This is a genomic window from Achromobacter sp. RW408, assembly GCF_003184165.1.
GTDB classification, from domain to species: domain Bacteria; phylum Pseudomonadota; class Gammaproteobacteria; order Burkholderiales; family Burkholderiaceae_B; genus Achromobacter; species Achromobacter xylosoxidans.
In genome coordinates this window covers 263,679-282,707 of sequence record NZ_QHHO01000049.1, presented here as the reverse complement: position 1 = coordinate 282,707, position 19,029 = coordinate 263,679, and the positions used below count along the sequence as shown (strand labels likewise).

The 19,029-nt window shown below is 65.9% G+C and carries 16 protein-coding genes and 1 other RNA gene; 6 read left to right on the top strand and 11 right to left on the bottom strand.

The features are described 5' to 3' along the window. Window positions 1–69: 69 nt before the first annotated feature. From DK459_RS20755 to gyrA, 10 genes are all read right to left on the bottom strand, one after another. Window positions 70–384, bottom strand: coding sequence for a lipopolysaccharide assembly protein LapA domain-containing protein (locus tag DK459_RS20755; RefSeq protein ID WP_006388264.1), 315 nt, complete (start codon window positions 382–384; stop codon window positions 70–72). A 191-nt stretch (window positions 385–575) separates the two neighbouring features. Next, window positions 576–935 (bottom strand): integration host factor subunit beta, encoded by a 360-nt coding sequence (locus DK459_RS20750; RefSeq protein WP_006388263.1) that lies wholly within the window; start codon window positions 933–935, stop codon window positions 576–578. Between the two features lie 3 nt (window positions 936–938). Beyond that, on the bottom strand, window positions 939–2,651 hold the full coding sequence (gene rpsA, locus DK459_RS20745; RefSeq protein ID WP_026382780.1) for a 30S ribosomal protein S1: 1,713 nt from the start codon (window positions 2,649–2,651) through the stop codon (window positions 939–941). 174 nt (window positions 2,652–2,825) lie between these two features. After that, entirely contained in the window at window positions 2,826–3,515 is a 690-nt protein-coding gene (cmk, locus tag DK459_RS20740) for a (d)CMP kinase (protein ID WP_026382779.1), read from the bottom strand. Window positions 3,516–3,547: 32 nt separating this feature from the next. After that, entirely contained in the window at window positions 3,548–4,870 is a 1,323-nt protein-coding gene (gene aroA, locus DK459_RS20735; RefSeq protein ID WP_024068176.1) for a 3-phosphoshikimate 1-carboxyvinyltransferase, read from the bottom strand. A gap of 6 nt (window positions 4,871–4,876) precedes the next feature. Then, window positions 4,877–5,779 (bottom strand): prephenate dehydrogenase/arogenate dehydrogenase family protein, encoded by a 903-nt coding sequence (locus tag DK459_RS20730; protein ID WP_006388260.1) that lies wholly within the window; start codon window positions 5,777–5,779, stop codon window positions 4,877–4,879. Next, a complete protein-coding gene (gene hisC / locus DK459_RS20725) occupies window positions 5,776–6,897 on the bottom strand; it encodes a histidinol-phosphate transaminase (RefSeq protein ID WP_054437359.1) in 1,122 nt (373 codons plus the stop codon). Before hisC ends, DK459_RS20730 begins: the two co-directional genes overlap by 4 nt. 8 nt (window positions 6,898–6,905) lie before the next feature. After that, a complete protein-coding gene (gene pheA / locus DK459_RS20720; RefSeq protein WP_020924595.1) occupies window positions 6,906–7,991 on the bottom strand; it encodes a prephenate dehydratase in 1,086 nt (361 codons plus the stop codon). Continuing rightward, a complete protein-coding gene (serC, locus tag DK459_RS20715) occupies window positions 7,984–9,114 on the bottom strand; it encodes a 3-phosphoserine/phosphohydroxythreonine transaminase (protein WP_006388257.1) in 1,131 nt (376 codons plus the stop codon). The genes pheA and serC overlap by 8 nt, the downstream gene beginning before the upstream one ends. Beyond that, complete coding sequence (gene gyrA / locus DK459_RS20710; protein ID WP_006388256.1) at window positions 9,114–11,783, bottom strand: DNA gyrase subunit A; 2,670 nt, start codon at window positions 11,781–11,783, stop codon at window positions 9,114–9,116. Before gyrA ends, serC begins: the two co-directional genes overlap by 1 nt. A 413-nt stretch (window positions 11,784–12,196) precedes the next feature. On the opposite strand from gyrA, the gene ompA reads away from it, so the two are divergent. The 5 genes from ompA to ssrA all read left to right on the top strand — a co-directional run bounded on the left by ompA (window position 12,197) and on the right by ssrA (window position 16,416). Further along, window positions 12,197–12,790, top strand: a complete 594-nt coding sequence (ompA, locus tag DK459_RS20705) for an outer membrane protein OmpA (protein ID WP_006388255.1) — start codon at window positions 12,197–12,199, stop codon at window positions 12,788–12,790. A 146-nt stretch (window positions 12,791–12,936) separates the two neighbouring features. Beyond that, window positions 12,937–13,665 (top strand): bifunctional 2-polyprenyl-6-hydroxyphenol methylase/3-demethylubiquinol 3-O-methyltransferase UbiG, encoded by a 729-nt coding sequence (gene ubiG / locus DK459_RS20700; protein WP_006388254.1) that lies wholly within the window; start codon window positions 12,937–12,939, stop codon window positions 13,663–13,665. Further along, on the top strand, window positions 13,662–14,336 hold the full coding sequence (locus tag DK459_RS20695; protein WP_006388253.1) for an HAD-IA family hydrolase: 675 nt from the start codon (window positions 13,662–13,664) through the stop codon (window positions 14,334–14,336). Before ubiG ends, DK459_RS20695 begins: the two co-directional genes overlap by 4 nt. A 380-nt stretch (window positions 14,337–14,716) precedes the next feature. Continuing rightward, a complete protein-coding gene (locus tag DK459_RS20690; RefSeq protein WP_006388252.1) occupies window positions 14,717–15,892 on the top strand; it encodes an MFS transporter in 1,176 nt (391 codons plus the stop codon). 135 nt (window positions 15,893–16,027) lie between these two features. After that, window positions 16,028–16,416, top strand: a transfer-messenger RNA (tmRNA) gene (ssrA, locus tag DK459_RS20685). 61 nt (window positions 16,417–16,477) lie between these two features. On the opposite strand, the gene DK459_RS20680 is transcribed toward ssrA, so the two are convergent. Continuing rightward, a complete protein-coding gene (locus DK459_RS20680; RefSeq protein ID WP_054496655.1) occupies window positions 16,478–17,371 on the bottom strand; it encodes a cation diffusion facilitator family transporter in 894 nt (297 codons plus the stop codon). Window positions 17,372–17,859: 488 nt separating this feature from the next. Here DK459_RS20680 and wecB point away from each other — a divergent pair, with 488 nt between their 5' ends. Next, entirely contained in the window at window positions 17,860–19,020 is a 1,161-nt protein-coding gene (gene wecB, locus DK459_RS20675) for a non-hydrolyzing UDP-N-acetylglucosamine 2-epimerase (RefSeq protein WP_110135035.1), read from the top strand. Window positions 19,021–19,029 lie beyond the last annotated feature (9 nt).

The window sequence follows — 19,029 nt, the reverse complement described above, 5'->3', positions numbered from 1 at the left end:
AAAATCCACTGTGCGGGCTCTTGCGTAGATTCAATGCGGAAATGACGGAGTGCGAACGACGCGGCGCCGTCACAGGGGCGACATGGGAGCGACCGCTTCGGGCGGCACGGCCGGCGTGGTGCCGTTGACGGCAGCCTGCACGCGGTCGAGTTCGCGGCGCAGGCGGATGGCCTCGCGGCGGCGGCGCATGGCGGCGGGCACGGTCAGCAGCAGGCCGAACAGCGCGCCGACCACGAACACCACCAGCATGACGACGATCAGCGGCACATCCTGCACCACGTAATCGGCGTAGAACTTCACGGCGACGGGATCGGTGTTCTTCAACGCGAACATCAATACCGCCACGAACACGAGCAATCGCAGGGCCCAGACAAGGTAGCGCATGACGCATGCTCCTAAGAATTCGAGAGGATCAATTGTAAGCGACCTCCACACCTCGTGTACGGCCTTCAACGGGGTTTCCTCGAAGGGCGCCGGCGTGTCCGGAAGGACGCCCAAAAACAAAGCCCCTTGATTTCTCAAGGGGCGTTGCTCGCGGTCCGATCTGCCCGAAGGCAGCTTACTGGCCGGTGCTGTCAATGCATGGCGTGCAAGCCTGCCATGGACGGCATCGGTTCGCTCGATCCAGAGGATTGAGCGTCCTCGTCGTTGCCGCCGACCAAGTCCACCCGCTCGCGCAATTCCTTGCCCGCCTTGAAGTGCGGCACCTGTTTGCCAGGCACCAGCACTTGTTCGCCGGATTTCGGATTGCGGCCGATACGGGGAGACCGCTGCGACAGCGAGAAGCTGCCAAAACCGCGGATCTCGATGCGCTGGCCCGAGGCCAGGGCCTGGGTCATCGCATCGAGCACGGTCTTGACCGCGTAATCGGTGTCGCGGGCGGCCAGCTGAGGATAGCGGGCCGCCAAGGCGGCGATCAGCTCCGACTTGGTCACGAATTAACCGTCGTTGCGCTGTTGGTCCAGCTTGGCCTTCAGCAGCGCGCCGAGGTTGGTGGTGCCGGACGAAGCGCTGGCGTCGGACATGCGCTGGATCGTTTCGGCGGTTTCGGCGTTGTCGCGGGCCTTGATCGACAGCTGGATCGAACGCGTCTTGCGGTCGATGTTGACGATCATGGCTTCGATGTTCTCGCCGGCGGTCAGCACGGTGGTGGCATCTTCGACGCGGCCCGAGGAGATCTCGGAAGCGCGCAGGTAGCCTTCGACGTCCACGGACAGCGTCACGACGGCGCCCTTGGCTTCGACCGACTTGATGGTGCCCGGAACCACGGCGCCCTTGTCGAACGTGGCAACGAAGTTGTTGAAGGGGTCGCCTTCCAGCTGCTTGATGCCCAGCGAGATGCGTTCCTTGTCGGTATCGATGCCCAGGACCACGGCTTCGATCTCGTCGCCCTTCTTGAAGTTGCGCACGGCTTCTTCGCCGGTTTCCGTCCACGACAGGTCGGACAGGTGAACCAGGCCATCGATGCCGCCGGGCAGGCCGACGAACACGCCGAAGTCGGTGATCGACTTGATGGCGCCGCGGACCTTGTCACCACGCTTGAAGTTGGTGGCGAACTCTTCCCACGGGTTCTGGCGGCACTGCTTCATGCCCAGCGAGATGCGACGACGGTCTTCGTCGATTTCCAGGACCATGACTTCGACTTCTTCGCCCAGGGTCACGACCTTGCGCGGATCGACGTTCTTGTTGGTCCAGTCCATTTCGGAGACGTGCACCAGGCCTTCGATGCCGGCTTCGACTTCAACGAACGCGCCGTAGTCGGTCAGGTTGGTGACCTTGCCGAACAGGCGGGTGCCTTGCGGGTAGCGGCGAGCCAGGCCCACCCACGGATCTTCGCCCAGCTGCTTGACGCCCAGCGAGACGCGGCTCTTTTCCTGGTCGAACTTGAGGACCTTGGCTTCGACTTCCTGACCCACTTGCAGGACTTCGGACGGGTGACGCACACGGCGCCAGGCCATGTCGGTGATGTGCAGCAGGCCGTCGATGCCGCCCAGGTCCACGAACGCGCCGTAGTCGGTGATGTTCTTGACCACGCCCTTGACCACCGCACCTTCGTGCAGGGTTTCGAGCAACTTCTGGCGCTCTTCGCCCATGCTGGCTTCCAGCACCTGGCGACGCGACAGCACGACGTTGTTGCGCTTGCGGTCGAGCTTGATGACCTTGAATTCGAGGGTCTTGCCTTCGTACGGGGTGGTGTCCTTGACCGGACGCAGATCCACCAGCGAACCCGGCAGGAACGCGCGGATGCCGTTGGTCATGACGGTCAGGCCGCCCTTCACCTTGCCGGTGATGGTGCCGGTGACCAGCTCGCCGTTTTCCAGGGCCTTTTCCAGTTGCAGCCAGGCCGACAGGCGCTTGGCGCGGTCACGCGACAGGATGGTGTCGCCGTAGCCGTTTTCCAGGGAATCGATGGCCACCGAGACGAAATCGCCGGGTTGCACTTCGAGCTCGCCCTGGTCGTTCAGGAACTCTTCCAGGGGGATCAGCGCTTCGGACTTCAGGCCGGCGTTGACGACGACGAAGTTATGGTCGACGCGCACGACTTCGGCGCTGATGACCTCGCCGGACTTCATGTCCTGGCTCTTGAGGCTTTGTGCGAAAAGGTCGGCGAAGCTTTCGCCGCCGGTGGCGGTAGTGGAAACGGAAGACATGGGGTTGAAATCCATTGGGCCGAAATGGCCGTTAAAAACACACCGCAGCGGATTGCCCGCCACAGTGGAGTCAAAATACCTGCCTGCCGGTTTGCCCTTGCGGGGTGTCCCGTGGGGGTGTCGCCTGGCCAGGACAGGGCCGATAAAAAAACGACTGGCGAAGGTGCCCGCCCCTCAATGCGTGGGGTTGGCCTGCCAGAAATCCAGTATTGCCTGCACGGTTTCCGCAATCGTCAGATTCGACGAATCCAGCACATGTGCATCCGCTGCGGGAGCAAGCGGCGCCGTGGCGCGCTGCGTGTCGCGGGCATCCCGCTCGCGCATATCCCGCAAAAGGTCGTCTAGATTAGCAGAAATTCCCTTTTCGATCAACTGCTTACGCCGCCTCTCGGCCCGCGCGACCACATCGGCCACCAGGAAGACTTTCAGGGACGCATCAGGAAACACCACCGTGCCCATGTCGCGGCCATCCGCCACCAGCCCGGGAAGCAGGCGAAACGCGCGCTGGCGTTCGAGCAGCGCCTGCCGCACGCCGGGGAACGCCGCCACGCGCGAGGCGAAATTGCCCACTTCCTCGCGACGGATTTCATGGCCGACGTCGGCGCCCTCCAGGTAGACGTGGGGGCCGTCGAACCGCACATCCAGCGTCTCGGCCACGCGCGCCACGGCGGGCTCGTCGGCCGCATCGACGCCGCGGTTGATCGCCGCCAGGGCCGTCAACCGGTACAGCGCGCCGCTGTCCAGCACCGCCCACCCCAGCGCCTTGGCGACGCGGTGGGCCACGGTGCCCTTGCCCGAGGCGGTGGGGCCGTCGATGGTGATGACGGGAGCGGCGGAAGTCACGGTCGGTTCAGTCGAAGTCATGTAAGGAAAATGGGCCGCGCGGCCCGTGGTCGCTATGCCGACACCAGGCCGGCATAGACATCAAAGTAACCCGGGAACGTCTTGCTGACGCAACCCGGATCCAGAATCCGCACCGCCGCCGGGCCGAACGCGGCCAGCGAGAAGCACATTGCCATGCGGTGATCGTCCCAGGTGCCGATATGCGCGTCGCGCCAGGCGCCGTCAGCCGGCGGAGTGACCCGCAACCAATCCGGCCCCGATTCCACTTGCGCGCCCAGCTTTTCCAGCTCGGTCTGCATGGCGTGGATGCGGTCGGTTTCCTTGACGCGCCAGCTGCCGATGTTGCGCAGCCGGCACGGGCCATCGGCGTACAGCGCCAGCGCGGCGGCCGTCATGGCGGCGTCGGGGATCAGGTTGAAATCGGTATCGAAGGCCTTCAGGCGCCCGCCCTCGGCCACGCGCACGCCGGTCACCTCGATCCAGCCGTCGCCGTATGCCACCGTCGCCCCCATGGCGGCCAGCGTGTCGGCGAATTTCACATCGCCCTGGATGCTGTCGGCGCCCACGCCCGTCACCCGCAGCGGTCCGCCGCCGATGGCGCCGAGCGCCAGGAAATACGAGGCGGTGGAGGCATCGCCCTCGACCGCGATCTGGCCCGGGCTGCGATAGCGGGCGCCGCCGGCGATGGTGAAACGACCCCAGCCATCGCGTTGCACGGTGACGCCGAAACGCGCCATGAGGTTCAGCGTGATCTCGATGTAGGGCTTGGAGATCAGCTCGCCCAGCACCTCGATCACCACCGGCTGGCCACTCTGGCCGGCCAGCAATGGCGCGGCCATCAGCAAGGCGGTCAGGAACTGGCTGGAAACCGAACCCTGCACCTGCGTCACGGCCGGCGTGGCGATTGCGCCGCGGCCGATGTGCAGCGGCGGATAGCCGGGCTGCCCCAGATAGTCGATCCGAGCGCCCAGCGCCTTGAGCGCATCGACCAGGTCGCCGATGGGACGCTCGTGCATGCGCGGCACGCCGGACAGGCGATAGTCGCCGCCCATCAGCGCCAGCGCCGCCGTCAGCGGCCGGATGGCGGTGCCGGCGTTGCCCATGAAGAGGTCGGCGCTTTCGACCGGGAAGCGGCTCACGCCGCGCACGGTGACACGGCCCTCGGCCAGTTCGGACACCGCCACGCCCAGCTGGCGCAAGGCGGCCAGCATGACGCGGGTGTCATCGGAATCCAGCAGTCCGGTGATGGCGGTCTCGCCGTCGGCGATGGCCGCCAACAGCAGCACGCGGTTGGAAATGCTCTTGGAACCGGGCAAGGCCATGACGCCCTGCGCGCGCCGCACCCGCGGCAGATCCAGGAAAGGCAAAGCGCCCATGTGGGTTTACTCCTTGCGCCAGTTGCGGCGCGCCTGCGCCGCCGTGTCCAGCAGCGCCAGCAAGGCCGCGCCATCGCCGCCATCGATCGCGCGCTCGGCCCGATCCAGCACGGCGCGCACGGCCGCCAGCTCCGCCAGCATGGCGTCGCGGTTGGATAGAAAGATATCGCGCCACATCTCGGGCGATCCCGCCGCGATGCGGGTGAAGTCGCGAAAGCCGCTGCCCGCCAGCGCCAGCCGCGTGGCGGCGTCGGCCGCGGTGGCGACCTGCTCCATGTACACCGACGACAACAGGTGCGGCAGGTGGCTGACCGACGCCAGCACCCGGTCATGCGCGCCGGCGTCCATGTCGATCACCTGCGCGCCACAAGCCAGCCACGCATCGCGCACCAGGGCAATGGCGGCGGCACTATTCTCGGCCAGCGGCGTCAGGATGACGCAACGGCCCTGATACAGGCCGGCATCGGCGGCCTCGGGTCCGCTGCGCTCGGCGCCGGCGATGGGATGGCCCGGCACGAACTGGCCGATGCGCGCGCCCAGCGCCAGGCGGGCGGCATCGACCACCTCGGCCTTGGTGCTGCCGCCATCGGTCAGCAGCGTGGCATCGCGCAGATGCGGCAGCATGCGCGCCAGCATGTCCCGCAGGCCGCCCACGGGCGTGGCCAGGAACACCAGGTCTGCGTGGGCGGCGGCGTCTTCGGCGCTGACGGCTTCGTCGATCAGGCCCAGTTCCACCGCGCGCGCCAGCGACGCGGCATTGCGGCCCACGCCCAGCACCCGTCCCACCTGCCCCGCCCGGCGCAAGGCCGCGGCGAAGGAACCGCCGATCAGGCCCACGCCGACGACGGCCAGCACAGGAATCAGGGGGCCAGCGGCCCCCTGATTCGGCTTGGAGGAAGCGCCGTTCATTCGGACAGGATGGCGGTCAGCGCGTCGATGAAGCGGGCGTTTTCCTGCGGCAGGCCGATGGACACGCGCAGCCACTCGGGCAGGCCGTCGCCGGCCACCGGACGCACGATCACGCCGCGCTTGAGCAGCGCCAGGTTGATGCGCGGCGCGTCGCCCACGTGCACCAGCACGAAGTTGCCGTAGCTGGGCACGTAGCGCAGCTTGAGGCGGTCGAAGGCTTCGCACAGTTGCGCCTTGCCGGCCTTGTTGGACGTGTACGCCTGTTCCAGGTAGGCGGCATCGGCCAGCGCGGCCACGGCGGCGGCCTGTGCCAGCGTGTTGACGTTGAACGGCTGGCGCACGCGGTTGAGCAGGTCGGTCAGGGCCGGTTGGGCCACCGCGAAGCCCACGCGCAGGCCCGCCAGGCCGTAGGCCTTGGAGAAGGTGCGCGAGACGATCAGGTTGGGATAGCGGCGCACCAGCGCGGTGCTGTCGAACCGGAATTGCGGTTCCAGGTATTCGTTGTAGGCCTCATCCAGCACCACCGTGACGCGATCGCCATGCGCGGCATGGACGCGCTCCAGGAACGCGGCCACCTGGTCGCCCGGCACAAAGGTGCCGGTGGGGTTGTTGGGGTTGGCGATGAACAAGAGGCGCGTGTCGTCGGCGATGGCGTCGAACATGGCGTCCAGGTCATGGCCGTAGTCCTTGGCCGGCACCACGATGTGGCGCGCGCCGCGGGCCTGCGTGGCCAGGCGGTAGACCGCGAAGGAATGCTGCGCGTAGACCGCCGACGTACCCGGCTCCAGCAATGCCAGCGCGGCGATTTCCAGGATGTCGTTGGAGCCGTTGCCCAGCGTGATCCAGTTCATCGGCACGTCGTAGCGCGCGGCCAGCGCGGCCTTCAGATCGAAGCCGTTGGGGTCCGGATAGCGCGCCAGCGACTCGGCGGCGGCCAGCATGGCGGCGCGCGCCGACTGCGGCATGCCCAGCGGGTTCTCGTTGGACGCCAGCTTGACGATCCCGGCCGGATCCAGCCCGAATTCGCGGGCCAGTTCCTCGATGGGCTTGCCTGCCTGGTAAGGCGCGATGGCGCTGACGTGCGCGGGAGCGGCGAGAGGCTTGGAGGTGTTGGTCATGGAAGGGCTCACGGCGCCGGGTAGGAACCCAGCACTTTCAGGTAGGCGACCTGCGCCCGCAGGGTATCCAGGGCGAGCGCGACATTCGGATCGTTGCGATGTCCCAGGACATCGACGTAGAAATAGTATTCCCACTCGCCGGTGCGGGCCGGCCGGGACTCGAAGCGCGTCATCGACACGCCGTTGGCGGCCAGCGGCGCCAGCATTTCATAGACCGCGCCGGCGCGGTTCGGCACCGCCAGGATCAGGCTGGTCTTGTCCTTGCCGCTGACCAGCGGCTCGATGTTGCCGATGGCCAGGAAGCGCGTGCGGTTGTGCGGATCGTCCTGGATGCCGGCGCTGACGACCTGCAGGTTCCAGGCCGGCGCGGCCACTTCACCGGCGATGGCGGCGATGGTCGGATCCGACGCGGCCACGCGCGCGGCCTCGGAATTGCTGGCGGCGGCCACCCGTTCCAGGTCGGGATAGTTGCGCGTCAGCCAGCCCTGGCACTGGGCCAGCGCCTGCGGATGCGCGGAAATCGTCTTGATGCCGTCCATCTTGCCCGACTGCGACATCAGGCAATGGCGGATCACCAGGGAGCGCTCGCCCAGGATGCGCAGGGGCGTGTTCAGCAGCAGGTCCAGGCTGCGGTTGACCGCGCCTTCGGTGGAGTTCTCGACCGGCACCATGCCGACGTCGGCCTGCCCCGCCTCGACGGCGCGGAAGACCTCGTCGAACGACACACACGGCAGCTTCTGCACCGCATGGCCGAAATGCTCCAGCGCGGCCTGCTCGGAAAACGAGCCCTGCGGCCCCAGGTAGGCGACGGTCATGCCGCGCTCCAGGCCGCGGCAGGCCGAGATGATCTCGGTCCAGACCGAGGCCACGCCGGCCGCCGGAAACGGGCCGGGGTTGAGTTGTTGCAGCCGACGGATGACCTCGGCTTCGCGCTCGGGGCGCAGCACCGGACCGTCGGCATGGGCGGCATGCTTGGCCTCGCCCACTTCCTGCGCGGCGCGGGCGCGCTGCGAAAGAAGATCCAGGATTTGCGCATCGATGGCGTCGATGCGGTCGCGCAGGGGGCGCAGCTTGCGCTGCAGGTCATCATCCATAGCGGCGCTCGAATTCCTTCAGGTACTCGACCAGCGCGGCCACGGCGGCCAGCGGCACCGCGTTGTAGATCGAGGCGCGCATGCCGCCCACGCTCTTGTGGCCCTTGAGCTGCGTCAGGCCGGCGGCGTCGGCGCCCTGCAGGAAGGCGTCGTTGAGCGATTCGTCGCGCAGCACGAACGGCACATTCATGCGCGAACGCACGGGGGCGTGGATCGGATTGCGGTAGAAACTGGTGCTATCGAGGTAGCCGTAGAGCAGTTCGGCCTTGGCCTTGTTGGCCGCTTCCATGCCGGCCACGCCGCCATTGGCCTTGACCCACTTGAACACCAGGCCGGCGATGTAGATCGCGAAGGTCGGCGGGGTGTTGTAGCGCGAATGCTCGGCGGCCACGTTGGCGTAGTCGAACGCCGACGGGCAGATCGGCAGCGCGTGGCCGATCAGGTCGCGGCGGCAGATGGCCATGGTGACGCCGGCCGGGCCGGCGTTCTTCTGGGCGCCCGCGTACATCATGCCGCAGCGGCTCACGTCCATCGGACGCGACAGGAAATGCGAGGAAGCGTCGACCACCAGCGGCACGTCGGGCGCGCCGAGCGCGGCCGTGTCGGGCCAATCCAGGAATTCGACGCCGCCGATGGTTTCGTTGCTGCACAGGTGCAGGTACGCCGATTCCTTGCGCACCTTCCAGGTGTCGACCGGCGGCACCCAGGTGTACGGCGCCTGCTCGCGGCCGTCCAGCTGCGTCGCCTGGCCGCTGGTGGCCGCGACCTGCGCGTCACCGTAGCGGCCGGCTTCCTTGTGGGAACGCGACGACCAGTGGCCGGTCACGACGAAGTCGGCCGCCGGCGTGCCGCGCCGTCCCATGAGATTCATGGGAACGATGGCGTTCTCCCCGGAACCTCCGCCCTGCATGAACATCACCGCGTAGTCCGAGGACAGGCCGAGCAGATCGCGCAGGTCGCTTTCCGCTTCGTCGCAGATCTGCACGAAGTGCTTGCCGCGATGACTCATTTCCATCACGGACATGCCACTGCCGTGCCAGTCCAGCATTTCCGCAGCGGCTTGCTGCAGTACCACCTCGGGCAAGGCCGAGGGGCCTGCCGAGAAGTTCCAGGGGCGGGCCATTATTGCTCCGTAGGTTCCGTCGAATCCGTTGCACCGGCGTCGCCGTTGCCCTCTTCCTGACCCTCTTCCTGGCCGTCGTCCAGGTCTTCGCTGTCATCGTCGGCATCGCTTTCGACGACCCGGCGCACGCCGGACAGCGAACTGCCGTCATCGACGTTGATGAGGGTGACGCCCTGCGTGGCGCGGCCCATTTCGCGGATTTCCGCGACGCGGGTACGCACCAGCACGCCGCCGGTGGTGATCAGCATGATTTCATCCGAAGGCATCACCAGCACGGCGCCAACCACCTTGCCGTTGCGCGAGCTGGTCTGGATGGCGATCATGCCCTTGGTGCCACGGCCGTGGCGCGTGTACTCGGTGATCGGGGTGCGCTTGCCGTAGCCATTTTCGGTGGCCGTCAGCACGCTCTGCGTTTCATCCCCGGCCACCAGCAGCGCGATCACGTTCTGCGTGTCCTCGAGCATCATGCCGCGCACGCCGCGGGCATTGCGGCCCATCGGGCGCACGTCGTTCTCGTCGAAGCGCACGGCCTTGCCGGCGTCCGAGAACAGCATGACGTCGTGCTTGCCGTCGGTGAGGTCGGCGCCGATCAGGTAGTCGCCGTCGTCCAGGTCGACCGCGATGATGCCGGCCTTGCGCGGGTTGGAGAAGTCGGACAGCGGGGTCTTCTTGACCGTGCCGCGCGAGGTCGCCATGAAGACATAGTGGTCTTCGCTGAATTCCTTGACCGGCAGCACCACCGTGATCTTCTCGCCTTCGGCCAGCGGGAACATGTTGACGATGGGCTTGCCGCGCGAGTTGCGCGTGCCTTGCGGCACTTCCCAGACCTTGAGCCAGTAGACCCGGCCGCGGTTCGAGAAGCACAGCAGGAAGTCATGGGTGTTGGCGATGAACAGCTGGTCGATCCAGTCGTTTTCCTTCATCGCCGTGGCCTGCTTGCCGCGGCCGCCGCGCTTCTGCGAACGGTACTCGGACAGCGGCTGGCTCTTGATGTAGCCGCCGTGCGACAGCGTCACGACCATGTCGGTGGGCGTGATCAGGTCTTCGGTGTCGAGTTCGGTGGCGTTGAGCTCGATTTCCGAGCGGCGCGTGTCCTTGGCGCCGGTCGAGAACTCGGCCTTGATCGCCTGCAGTTCCTCGCCAATGATGGTGGTGATGCGCTCGGGACGGGCCAGGATGTCCAGCAGGTCGGCGATGGTGGACATGATGTCCTTGTATTCGCCGACGATCTTGTCCTGCTCCAGGCCGGTCAGGCGCTGCAGGCGCATGTTCAGGATTTCCTGGGCCTGGGTATCGCTCAGGCGGTACAGCCCGTCGCCCTGCAGGCCGAACTCGGCGCCCAGGTCGTCCGGACGGAAGGCCGCGCGGCCTCCCGGCGTGTCGCCGTCGGCGCGCGACAGCATTTCGCGCACCAGCGAAGAATCCCACGACTTGGCCATCAGTTCCTGGCGCGCGACGGGAGGCGTCGGCGCGGCCTTGATGATGGCGATGAAGTCGTCGATGTTGGCCAGCGCCACGGCCAGGCCTTCCAGCACGTGGCCGCGTTCGCGGGCCTTGCGCAGCTGGAACACCGTGCGGCGCGTGACCACTTCGCGGCGATGCTGCAGGAAGTAGTCGATCATCTGCTTCAGGTTGAGCAGGCGGGGCTGGCCGTCGACCAGCGCCACCAGGTTCATCCCGAAGGTGTCCTGCAGCTGCGTGTTCTTGTAGAGGTTGTTCAGCACCACCTCGGGCACTTCGCCGCGCTTGAGCTCGATCACCAGGCGCATGCCGTCCTTGTCGGACTCGTCGCGGATGTCGGAGATGCCTTCGATCTTCTTGTCGTTGACCAGCTCGGCGATGCGTTCCTGCAGCGTCTTCTTGTTGACTTGGTAGGGAATCGCGTCGACCACGATGGCCTGGCGGTTGCCCTTTTCCATGTCTTCGAAGTGGGTCTTGGCGCGCATGATGACGCGGCCGCGACCGGTGCGATAGCCTTCACGCACGCCCGACATGCCGTAGATGACGCCGCCCGTGGGGAAATCCGGCGCCGGGATGATCTCCATGAGTTCATCGACCGAGCACGCCGGATTGCGCAGGCAGTACAGGCAACCGTCGACCACTTCCTGGAGGTTGTGGGGCGGGATGTTGGTGGCCATGCCGACGGCGATGCCCGAGCTGCCGTTGACCAGCAGGTTCGGCAGGCGCGAGGGCAGCAGCAGCGGTTCCTGCTCGCTGCCGTCGTAGTTGGGACCGAAGTCGACCGTTTCCTGGTCGATGTCCGCGAGCAGCTCGTGGGCGATCTTGGCCAGACGGATTTCGGTGTAGCGCATCGCCGCGGCGTTGTCGCCGTCGATGGAGCCGAAGTTGCCCTGGCCGTCGACCAGCATGTAGCGCATGGAGAAATCCTGCGCCATGCGGACGATGGTGTCGTAGACGGACTGGTCGCCGTGGGGGTGGTACTTACCGATGACGTCCCCGACGATACGCGCCGACTTCTTGTAGGCGCGGTTCCAGTCGTTGTTGAGCTCGTGCATCGCGTAGAGCACGCGCCGGTGGACGGGCTTGAGCCCGTCCCGCACATCCGGTAGCGCCCGCCCGACGATCACGCTCATCGCGTAATCGAGGTAACTGCGGCGCATCTCTTCTTCCAGCGATACCGGAAGCGTCTCCTTGGCAAAGGAATCCATATATATAACGACAGAATCGTGTAAGGAGGAACCCGGGCCGGGTAAACAGGAAATTCTATCATTCGATTGGGATCGCGGCCCCAAGGGCCCCGAGCGGCCATCGGCGCGGCCCCGCAACCGGATGTCGGCGGCAAGCGGCACCGACGCGTTCGCCAAGGTCCCGCGAGCCTGTTGTCAAAAACCAACATGGCAAACGGATGGAGCGCGGAAAACGTCATATCCAGCACCAATGCGGCTGTCCAGGGAAGCCAAAGCCCCCCAAATGCCTTAAGATTGTTTCCAGCACGCAGGAAACCCAGTAGCTATTCCTTTGAACCAGCTCTTGGCGTTGCTATACTGGCCCCGTTTTCCTGATATGCGGCGGGGGTTCGCTGCGAGTCACTTATCCAGCTTCAAGCTCAACGAGGAGAAACATGAACAAACCCTCCAAATTCGCTCTGGCGCTCGCCTTCGCCGCCGTCACGGCCTCGGGTGTAGCCTCGGCCCAGACCTATCCCCAGACGGTGGACAACTGGCGCAATCCGTTCGGTAACGTTTGGAAGAACGGTACGAACGAACTGTGCTGGCGCGATGCGTTCTGGACCCCGGCCACCGGCATCCCCGGCTGCGACGGCGTTCCGGTTGCCCAACAAAAGGCGAAGCCGGCCCCGATGGCGGCCAAGGTCGTGTTCAACGCTGACACGTTCTTCGACTTCGACAAGTCGACGCTGAAGCCCGAAGGCCGTCAGCTGCTGGACCAAGTCGCCCAGCAAGCTCGCGGTATCGAGCTGGAAACGATCATCGCCGTTGGCCACACCGACTCGATCGGCACGGACGCCTACAACCAGAAGCTGTCCGAGCGTCGTGCCGCTTCGGTCAAGGCCTACCTGGTCAGCAAGGGCATCGATCCGAACCGTATCTACACGGAAGGCAAGGGTGAAAAGAACCCGATCGCTTCCAACAAGACGAAGGAAGGCCGCGCCCAGAACCGTCGCGTTGAAATCGAAATCGTGGGTAGCCGCAAGTAATTGCCGGACTAGCTACAATAAAGGGCCTCGCATAGCGAGGCCCTTTTTTTCGCCTGGCTTGCACCAATGCGGTGCAATCACCCCGGCGCCCACCGGCGCCGCCGTCCCGCTCTATATATAGAGTGCCGCCTTACGCTGGACCGCCCATGAGCACCCACACCTCCGATACCGCCCAAGCCACCGTCAACGCCGACCAGGCCGAACTGGACAAGTTCGGCGCGCTGGCCAGCCGCTGGTGGGACCCTGAAAGCGAGTTCAAGCCCCTGCATGCCATCAATCCGCTGCGCCTGGAATGGATCCAGGAAAGCGTGGGCAGCCTGGCCGGCAAGAAGGTGCTGGACGTCGGCTGCGGCGGCGGCATCCTGTCGGAGGCCATGGCGCGCAGCGGCGCGCAGGTCACCGGCATCGACCTGGCCGACAAGTCGCTCAAGATCGCCAAGTTGCACGGGCTGGAATCGGGCGTGAAAGTCGAGTACCGCAAGGTGCCGGTGGAACAGCTGGCGGCCGAGCAGCCCGGCCAGTACGACGTGGTCACCTGCATGGAAATGCTGGAACACGTGCCGGATCCCGCCTCCATCGTGCGCGCCTGCGCGGCGCTGACCAAGCCGGGCGGCTGGGTGTTCTTCTCGACCCTGAACCGCAACCCCAAGTCGTTCCTGTTCGCCATCATCGGCGCCGAATACGTGCTGCGCCTGCTGCCGCGCGGCACCCACACCTACGACATGTTCATCAAGCCGAGCGAACTGGCCGCCGCCGCCCGCGGCGCCGGCCTGGAACCGGTGGGCATGCGCGGCATGGAATACAACCCGATCACGCAAATCTATTCGCTGACCTCCGACACCTCGGTCAACTACCTGATGGCTACCCGCAAATGAGCGCCCTGATCCTGTTTGACTTCGACGGCACGCTGGCCGACACCGCCCCTGACCTGGCCGCCGCCGCCAACCAGCAGCGTACCCGCCGCGGCCTGGAGCCGCTGCCCTACGAAACGCTGCGTCCGGTCGCCTCGCAGGGCGCGCGCGGCCTGCTGCGCGTGGCGCTCGGCCTGAAGCCGGGCGACGACGAGTACGAACCGACCCGCCTGCAGTTCCTGGAAGACTACGCCGCCAGTTCCACCGTCCACAGCAAGCTGTTCCCCGGCATCGAGGCGCTGCTGGCCGACATCCGCCAGCGCGGCCTGTCGTGGGGCATCGTGACCAACAAGGTCACCTACCTGACGCTGCCGATCGTCGAGCACCTGAACCTGACCCGCGACAGCGCCGTGCTCGTCTGCGGCGACACCACCGCCCACGCCAAGCCGCACCCGCTGCCCCTGCAGCACGCCGCGCGCGAGGCCGGCTTCGCCACCGACCGCTGCGTCTACGTCGGCGACGACCTGCGCGACATCCAGGCCGCGCACGCGGCCGGCATGCCGGCGGTGGCGGCAGCTTACGGCTACGTCGGCGAAGACGACGACATCATCAGCTGGGAAGCGGAAACCTGCGCCAACACGCCGGCCGAGCTGTGGTCCGCGATCGAGCCGCTGCTGCCGCGCGATCTGCGTTGATGCACCGGCATCCGCGCCGATCCCCCGCGACCCGCATCGCCGCCCGTCACGGCGACGCGCGGTCCGGATGACAAGGGTTCGGTCGGATTGGTTGACCTGACCGAACAATTTATCCGGTGCAAAAGGGTTTATCCCTACCCGCCGGTGAATTAAAGTACGTTTCATGCAAGGCAATCCGGGTGCCTCCCGATTGCCTTTCCCGGCCAATGCCGGATGCCGCGTGGCAACGCCCGCACGGCATTTCTCGTTACGCATCGACGGTTTGCCGCCCTCATGCGCCCGCGCGCCGACGTCTCCCCGGCGCGCAACCTAGACCTGTTAGACCATTCATCCGCCCACCGCGCGTTGCCTCACGGCGTCGCGCGCACCTGGAATTGCCTATGCTTTTGCCCATCCTGCTACTTTCTGCCGCCGGTTTCACCATTCTGACCACCGAATTCCTGATTGTCGGCCTGCTGCCCAGCCTGGCCCGCGACCTCGACGTGACGGTATCCCAGGCGGGGCTGCTGGTGTCGCTGTTCGCCTTCACGGTGGCCGCCACCGGTCCGCTGCTGACCGCGCTGATGGCCAACATCGAACGCAAGCGCCTGTTCATCAGCGTGCTGGTGTTGTTCGGCCTGTCCAACGCCCTGGCGGCGGCGGCGCCGAACATCTGGGTCATGGCGGTGGCCCGCTTCGTGCCCGCCCTGGCGTTGCCGGTGTTCTGGTCGCTGGCCAGCGCCACGGCGGTGGAACTTGTCGGGCCGGCCCGCGCCGGACGCGCCATCTCGATGGTGGCGTTCGGCATCGTCGCCGCGACCGTGTTCGGCATTCCCATCGGCGTGCTGATTTCCGATGCGTTTGGTTGGCGCGCGGCCTTCGGCGTGCTCTCGGCGGTGGCATTCGCCAAGGCGCTGTTGCTGCTGCTGGCCTTCCCCAGTACCCGCATCCGCGCCGAGAGCGTCAAGCTGGTGACGCAGCTGCGCATCCTGCGCAACCCGATCGTGGTCGGCCACGTGCTGCTGTCGCTGCTGGTGTTCACCGGCATGTTCACCGCCTATACCTATCTAGCGGACATGCTGGAGCGGTTGGCCGGTTTCAACGGCCAGATCGTCGGCTGGACCATGATGGCATTCGGCGCCGTTGGCCTGGTCGGCAACACGCTGGGCGGCCGCATGGTCGACCGCAGCCCGCTGGGCGCCACCGCGCTGTTTTCGTCGCTGATGGCGGCGGGCCTGGCATTCGTGGGCCCGGTGATGCAGTCGCATGGCCTGCTGGCCGTGGCCTTGACGGTCTGGGGCATCGCCCAGGCGGCGCTTTTCATCGTCTGCCACGTGCGGCTGATGAAGTCGGCCCCCGAGGCGCCCGCCTTTGCCGCCTCGCTCAACATCTCCGGCGCCAACATCGGCATCGGCCTGGGCGCGGTGGTGGGCGGCCACGTGATCGACCAGTACGGCCTGGCATCGCTGGGCTGGGCGGCGGCGGTCATCGTGGCCCTGTCGGTGGCCCTGGCTTTCGCGCTGATGGCGGCCTCGCGCGCGCGGCCTGCCTCCAAGGCGGCCTGCGCCAACGCCTGAAGCGTGGCGCCGGCCACCTGCTCCACCCATGCACCCTCCCGGGCGGGACGGCGTTGAGGCATCCGCGCCACGCTCGGGCGGGCGGGCGCGGAAAGGCAGCGGACTATCGCGTTTACCAGTACAATAGAAGTTCTTGGGGCCGATCCGGATTCGACGTGGGTCGCGAAACAACTCAGGGCATGCCGAGCACCAGTACGCTCGTTAAACCACTGGAACACTACAAACGCCAACGACGAGCGTTTCGCTCTCGCCGCTTAAGCGGTGAGCCGCTGCACTGATCTGTCCTTGGGTCAGGCGGAGGAAGGCAACTTCCCAGGGGGGCAACCCTCGAACCGCAGCAGCGACATTCACAAGGAATCGGTTTGAACTGGGGTCACACGGTTCAAATTTAAATTACGTGAATCGCTCTGGTCCGGCCTGTCGGTTGGCTAAGTCCAGGGTTAAAACCAAATAGATCGACTACGCATGTAGAACTGGTTGCGGAGGGCTTGCGGACGGGGGTTCAATTCCCCCCGGCTCCACCAAATTTCCGCCATAGCGCCAAATGGCCGACCTTCACGGGTCGGCCATTTTTTTTCGCGTCGCTCAGTGGATGTGTTCCTGCTCGGAACGATCCGAACGTTCGACCTGCAGCGTCGTGTGGTGCAGGTCGAAATCTTCCTGCAGGCGTCGCTCGATCTCCAGGCGGACGGTTTCGCCGTCGGCGCCCGCCGCCAACACCACGTGGCCGGTCAGGAGCGGCTGCTTCTGCGTGATCGCCCACAGGTGAATGTCATGCACGCTGGCGACGCCGTCGGTGCCGGCGATGGCGTCGCGCACCGCGCTCAGGCTCATGCCGGGCGGCACGCCTTCGAGCAGCAGGTTGATGCATTCGCGCAGCAGCACCCAGGTACGGGGAAAGACCATGAAGCCGATGGCCACGGCCAGCGCCGAATCCACCCAGCGCCAGCCCGTCAACCAGATGATCACGGCCCCGGCGATGACGGCGACCGAGCCCAGCATGTCGGCCCAGACTTCGAGGTAGGCGCCCTTCACGTTCAGACTGTCGTCCTTGGAACCGGCCAGCAGCCGCATCGACACCAGGTTGATCGCCAACCCCGCGATGGCCACGGCCAGCATGCCGGCGGACTGGATATCTGGCGGCGCCTCCAGACGGCGCCAGGCTTCGTACAGGATGTAGAAGGCCACGCCCAGCAGCACCAATGCATTGATCGCGGCAGCCAGGATCTCGAAGCGGGCATAGCCGTAGGTGCGCATCAGATCGGCGGCCTTGCGGCCCGCGCGGATCGCGATCAGCGCCAGCAGCAGCGCGATGGCGTCCGTCATCATGTGCATGGCATCGGAGATGAGCGCCAGGCTGCCGGTCCAGAGGCCTCCGACGATCTCGATCACCATGAACGTGCCGGTCAGCGCGAAGGCGATCCAGAGACGCGATTCGGGCAACGCGCGCACGTCACCGTGTTCGTGATTGCCGCTCATGCGCGGCCTCGGCGCCGCGCTGCCGACGTGGCCGGCATGGCGCGGACATGCGCGCCGCGAGTGCGGCGCTGACCGCCGGCGGATCGTGGTTTCGATGGCTTCATATGACAGGCGCTCCGGGTTGCTGCCGCGCCGGCCAGGAGATGAGGGCGCGCCGGATGTATGTAAAAGCGTGAAGCCGCTACGGGGTCAAGGCATTTTCGACTTCGCCTTCAAGGAATCACGTAGATGCACACGACCTGTCGTGTTCGTAACCAAAGGAAACTCGCAGGGACATGGGGCGATATGTCATAGACAGCATATTGAAAGATGATGTGACCCCATTTTACGGGTCGAGAGAGTGGGCCGCTTTCATCTTCCCCCGGGGCGCTTCGATAAATCACTGTCAGCTGAACGGAAGTCCGGGAAATTTTCCGACACATATTACGAATACTTTCAAGACATAATAAACGCAAGAAAATGCCACCGGCTCCGGCCGCTTGATTGCGATGAAGATACTTTCCATATTCGGAACGCGTCCTGAAGCCATCAAGATGGCTCCGCTGGTCGCCGCGTTGCAGGAAGAATCCCAGATCGACAGCGTGGTCTGCGTGACCGGACAGCATCGCCAGATGCTGGACCAGGTGCTCGCACTGTTCGATCTGCGCACCCGGCATGACCTGGACATCATGGTGCCCAACCAGACCTTGAACGGTCTGTATGCGCGGTTGATCAGCCAAGTGGACGGGGTATTGGAAAAAGAACAACCGGACTACGTGCTGGTGCATGGAGACACCAGCACCGCGTCGGCTTGCGCGCTGGCCGCATTCCATCGCCGGATACGCATCGGCCATGTCGAAGCGGGCTTGCGCACCGGCAACCTGGCCATGCCCTTCCCCGAGGAAATGAACCGCCGCGTGGTCGATGCGATCGGCGACGCGCTGTTCGCCCCGACCGCCGAGTCGCGCGCCAATCTGTTGCGCGAAAACCTAGCCGGGCGCATCACGGTGACCGGCAATACCGTGATCGACGCGCTGGCGCTGACCTGCGCCAAGCTGGCGCCGGACGGGCCGCTGGCGCGCGGACTCGAGGCCCGCTACCACTGGCTCGATGCGCGGCGCCGCCTGATGCTGGTCACCGGCCACCGGCGCGAGAGTTTCGGCGGCGGCTTCAAGAACATCTGCGCCGCGCTGGCGGAACTGGCCAGACGCGAGGATCTGCAGATCGTCTATCCCGTGCATTTGAATCCGCAAGTGCGCAACGTCGTGATGAAGGACCTGGCGGGACTGGAACGCGTACACCTGATCGACCCATTGGATTACCTGGACTTCGTCTGGTTCATGCAACGCGCCTATTTGATCCTGACCGACTCGGGGGGCGTGCAGGAAGAAGCCCCCTACCTGGGCAAACCCGTGCTGGTGATGCGCGATGTGACCGAACGCCCCGAGGCCGTGCAGGCGGGCACGGTGGCGCTGGTAGGCACCGACACGCAGCGCATCCTGACCGAGGTCAACCGGCTGCTGGACGACCCCGCCCTGCATGCCTCGTTTTCGCGCCGCATCAATCCCTACGGGGACGGCAAGGCCAGCGGGCGCATCGTCGATGCGCTATGCAGCCGGCCGGTTTCGGAATTCGATCCTCATGGACCGGCCGCCGGCACCGCGGCCTGACGCCCTGCC

What these genes read in the sequence shown, in the direction of transcription:
- gyrA (WP_006388256.1), bottom strand. Translation starts at nt 11,783, where the DNA reads ATGGATTCCTTTGCCAAGGAGACGCTTCCGGTATCGCTGGAAGAAGAG.
- serC (WP_006388257.1), bottom strand. Translation starts at nt 9,114, where the DNA reads ATGGCCCGCCCCTGGAACTTCTCGGCAGGCCCCTCGGCCTTGCCCGAG.
- DK459_RS20695 (WP_006388253.1), top strand. Translation starts at nt 13,662, where the DNA reads ATGAGCGCCCTGATCCTGTTTGACTTCGACGGCACGCTGGCCGACACC.
- DK459_RS20730 (WP_006388260.1), bottom strand. Translation starts at nt 5,779, where the DNA reads ATGAACGGCGCTTCCTCCAAGCCGAATCAGGGGGCCGCTGGCCCCCTG.
- cmk (WP_026382779.1), bottom strand. Translation starts at nt 3,515, where the DNA reads ATGACTTCGACTGAACCGACCGTGACTTCCGCCGCTCCCGTCATCACC.
- ubiG (WP_006388254.1), top strand. Translation starts at nt 12,937, where the DNA reads ATGAGCACCCACACCTCCGATACCGCCCAAGCCACCGTCAACGCCGAC.
- aroA (WP_024068176.1), bottom strand. Translation starts at nt 4,870, where the DNA reads ATGGGCGCTTTGCCTTTCCTGGATCTGCCGCGGGTGCGGCGCGCGCAG.
- DK459_RS20690 (WP_006388252.1), top strand. Translation starts at nt 14,717, where the DNA reads ATGCTTTTGCCCATCCTGCTACTTTCTGCCGCCGGTTTCACCATTCTG.
- pheA (WP_020924595.1), bottom strand. Translation starts at nt 7,991, where the DNA reads ATGGATGATGACCTGCAGCGCAAGCTGCGCCCCCTGCGCGACCGCATC.
- hisC (WP_054437359.1), bottom strand. Translation starts at nt 6,897, where the DNA reads ATGACCAACACCTCCAAGCCTCTCGCCGCTCCCGCGCACGTCAGCGCC.
- DK459_RS20680 (WP_054496655.1), bottom strand. Translation starts at nt 17,371, where the DNA reads ATGAGCGGCAATCACGAACACGGTGACGTGCGCGCGTTGCCCGAATCG.
- rpsA (WP_026382780.1), bottom strand. Translation starts at nt 2,651, where the DNA reads ATGTCTTCCGTTTCCACTACCGCCACCGGCGGCGAAAGCTTCGCCGAC.
- wecB (WP_110135035.1), top strand. Translation starts at nt 17,860, where the DNA reads ATGAAGATACTTTCCATATTCGGAACGCGTCCTGAAGCCATCAAGATG.
- DK459_RS20755 (WP_006388264.1), bottom strand. Translation starts at nt 384, where the DNA reads ATGCGCTACCTTGTCTGGGCCCTGCGATTGCTCGTGTTCGTGGCGGTA.
- ompA (WP_006388255.1), top strand. Translation starts at nt 12,197, where the DNA reads ATGAACAAACCCTCCAAATTCGCTCTGGCGCTCGCCTTCGCCGCCGTC.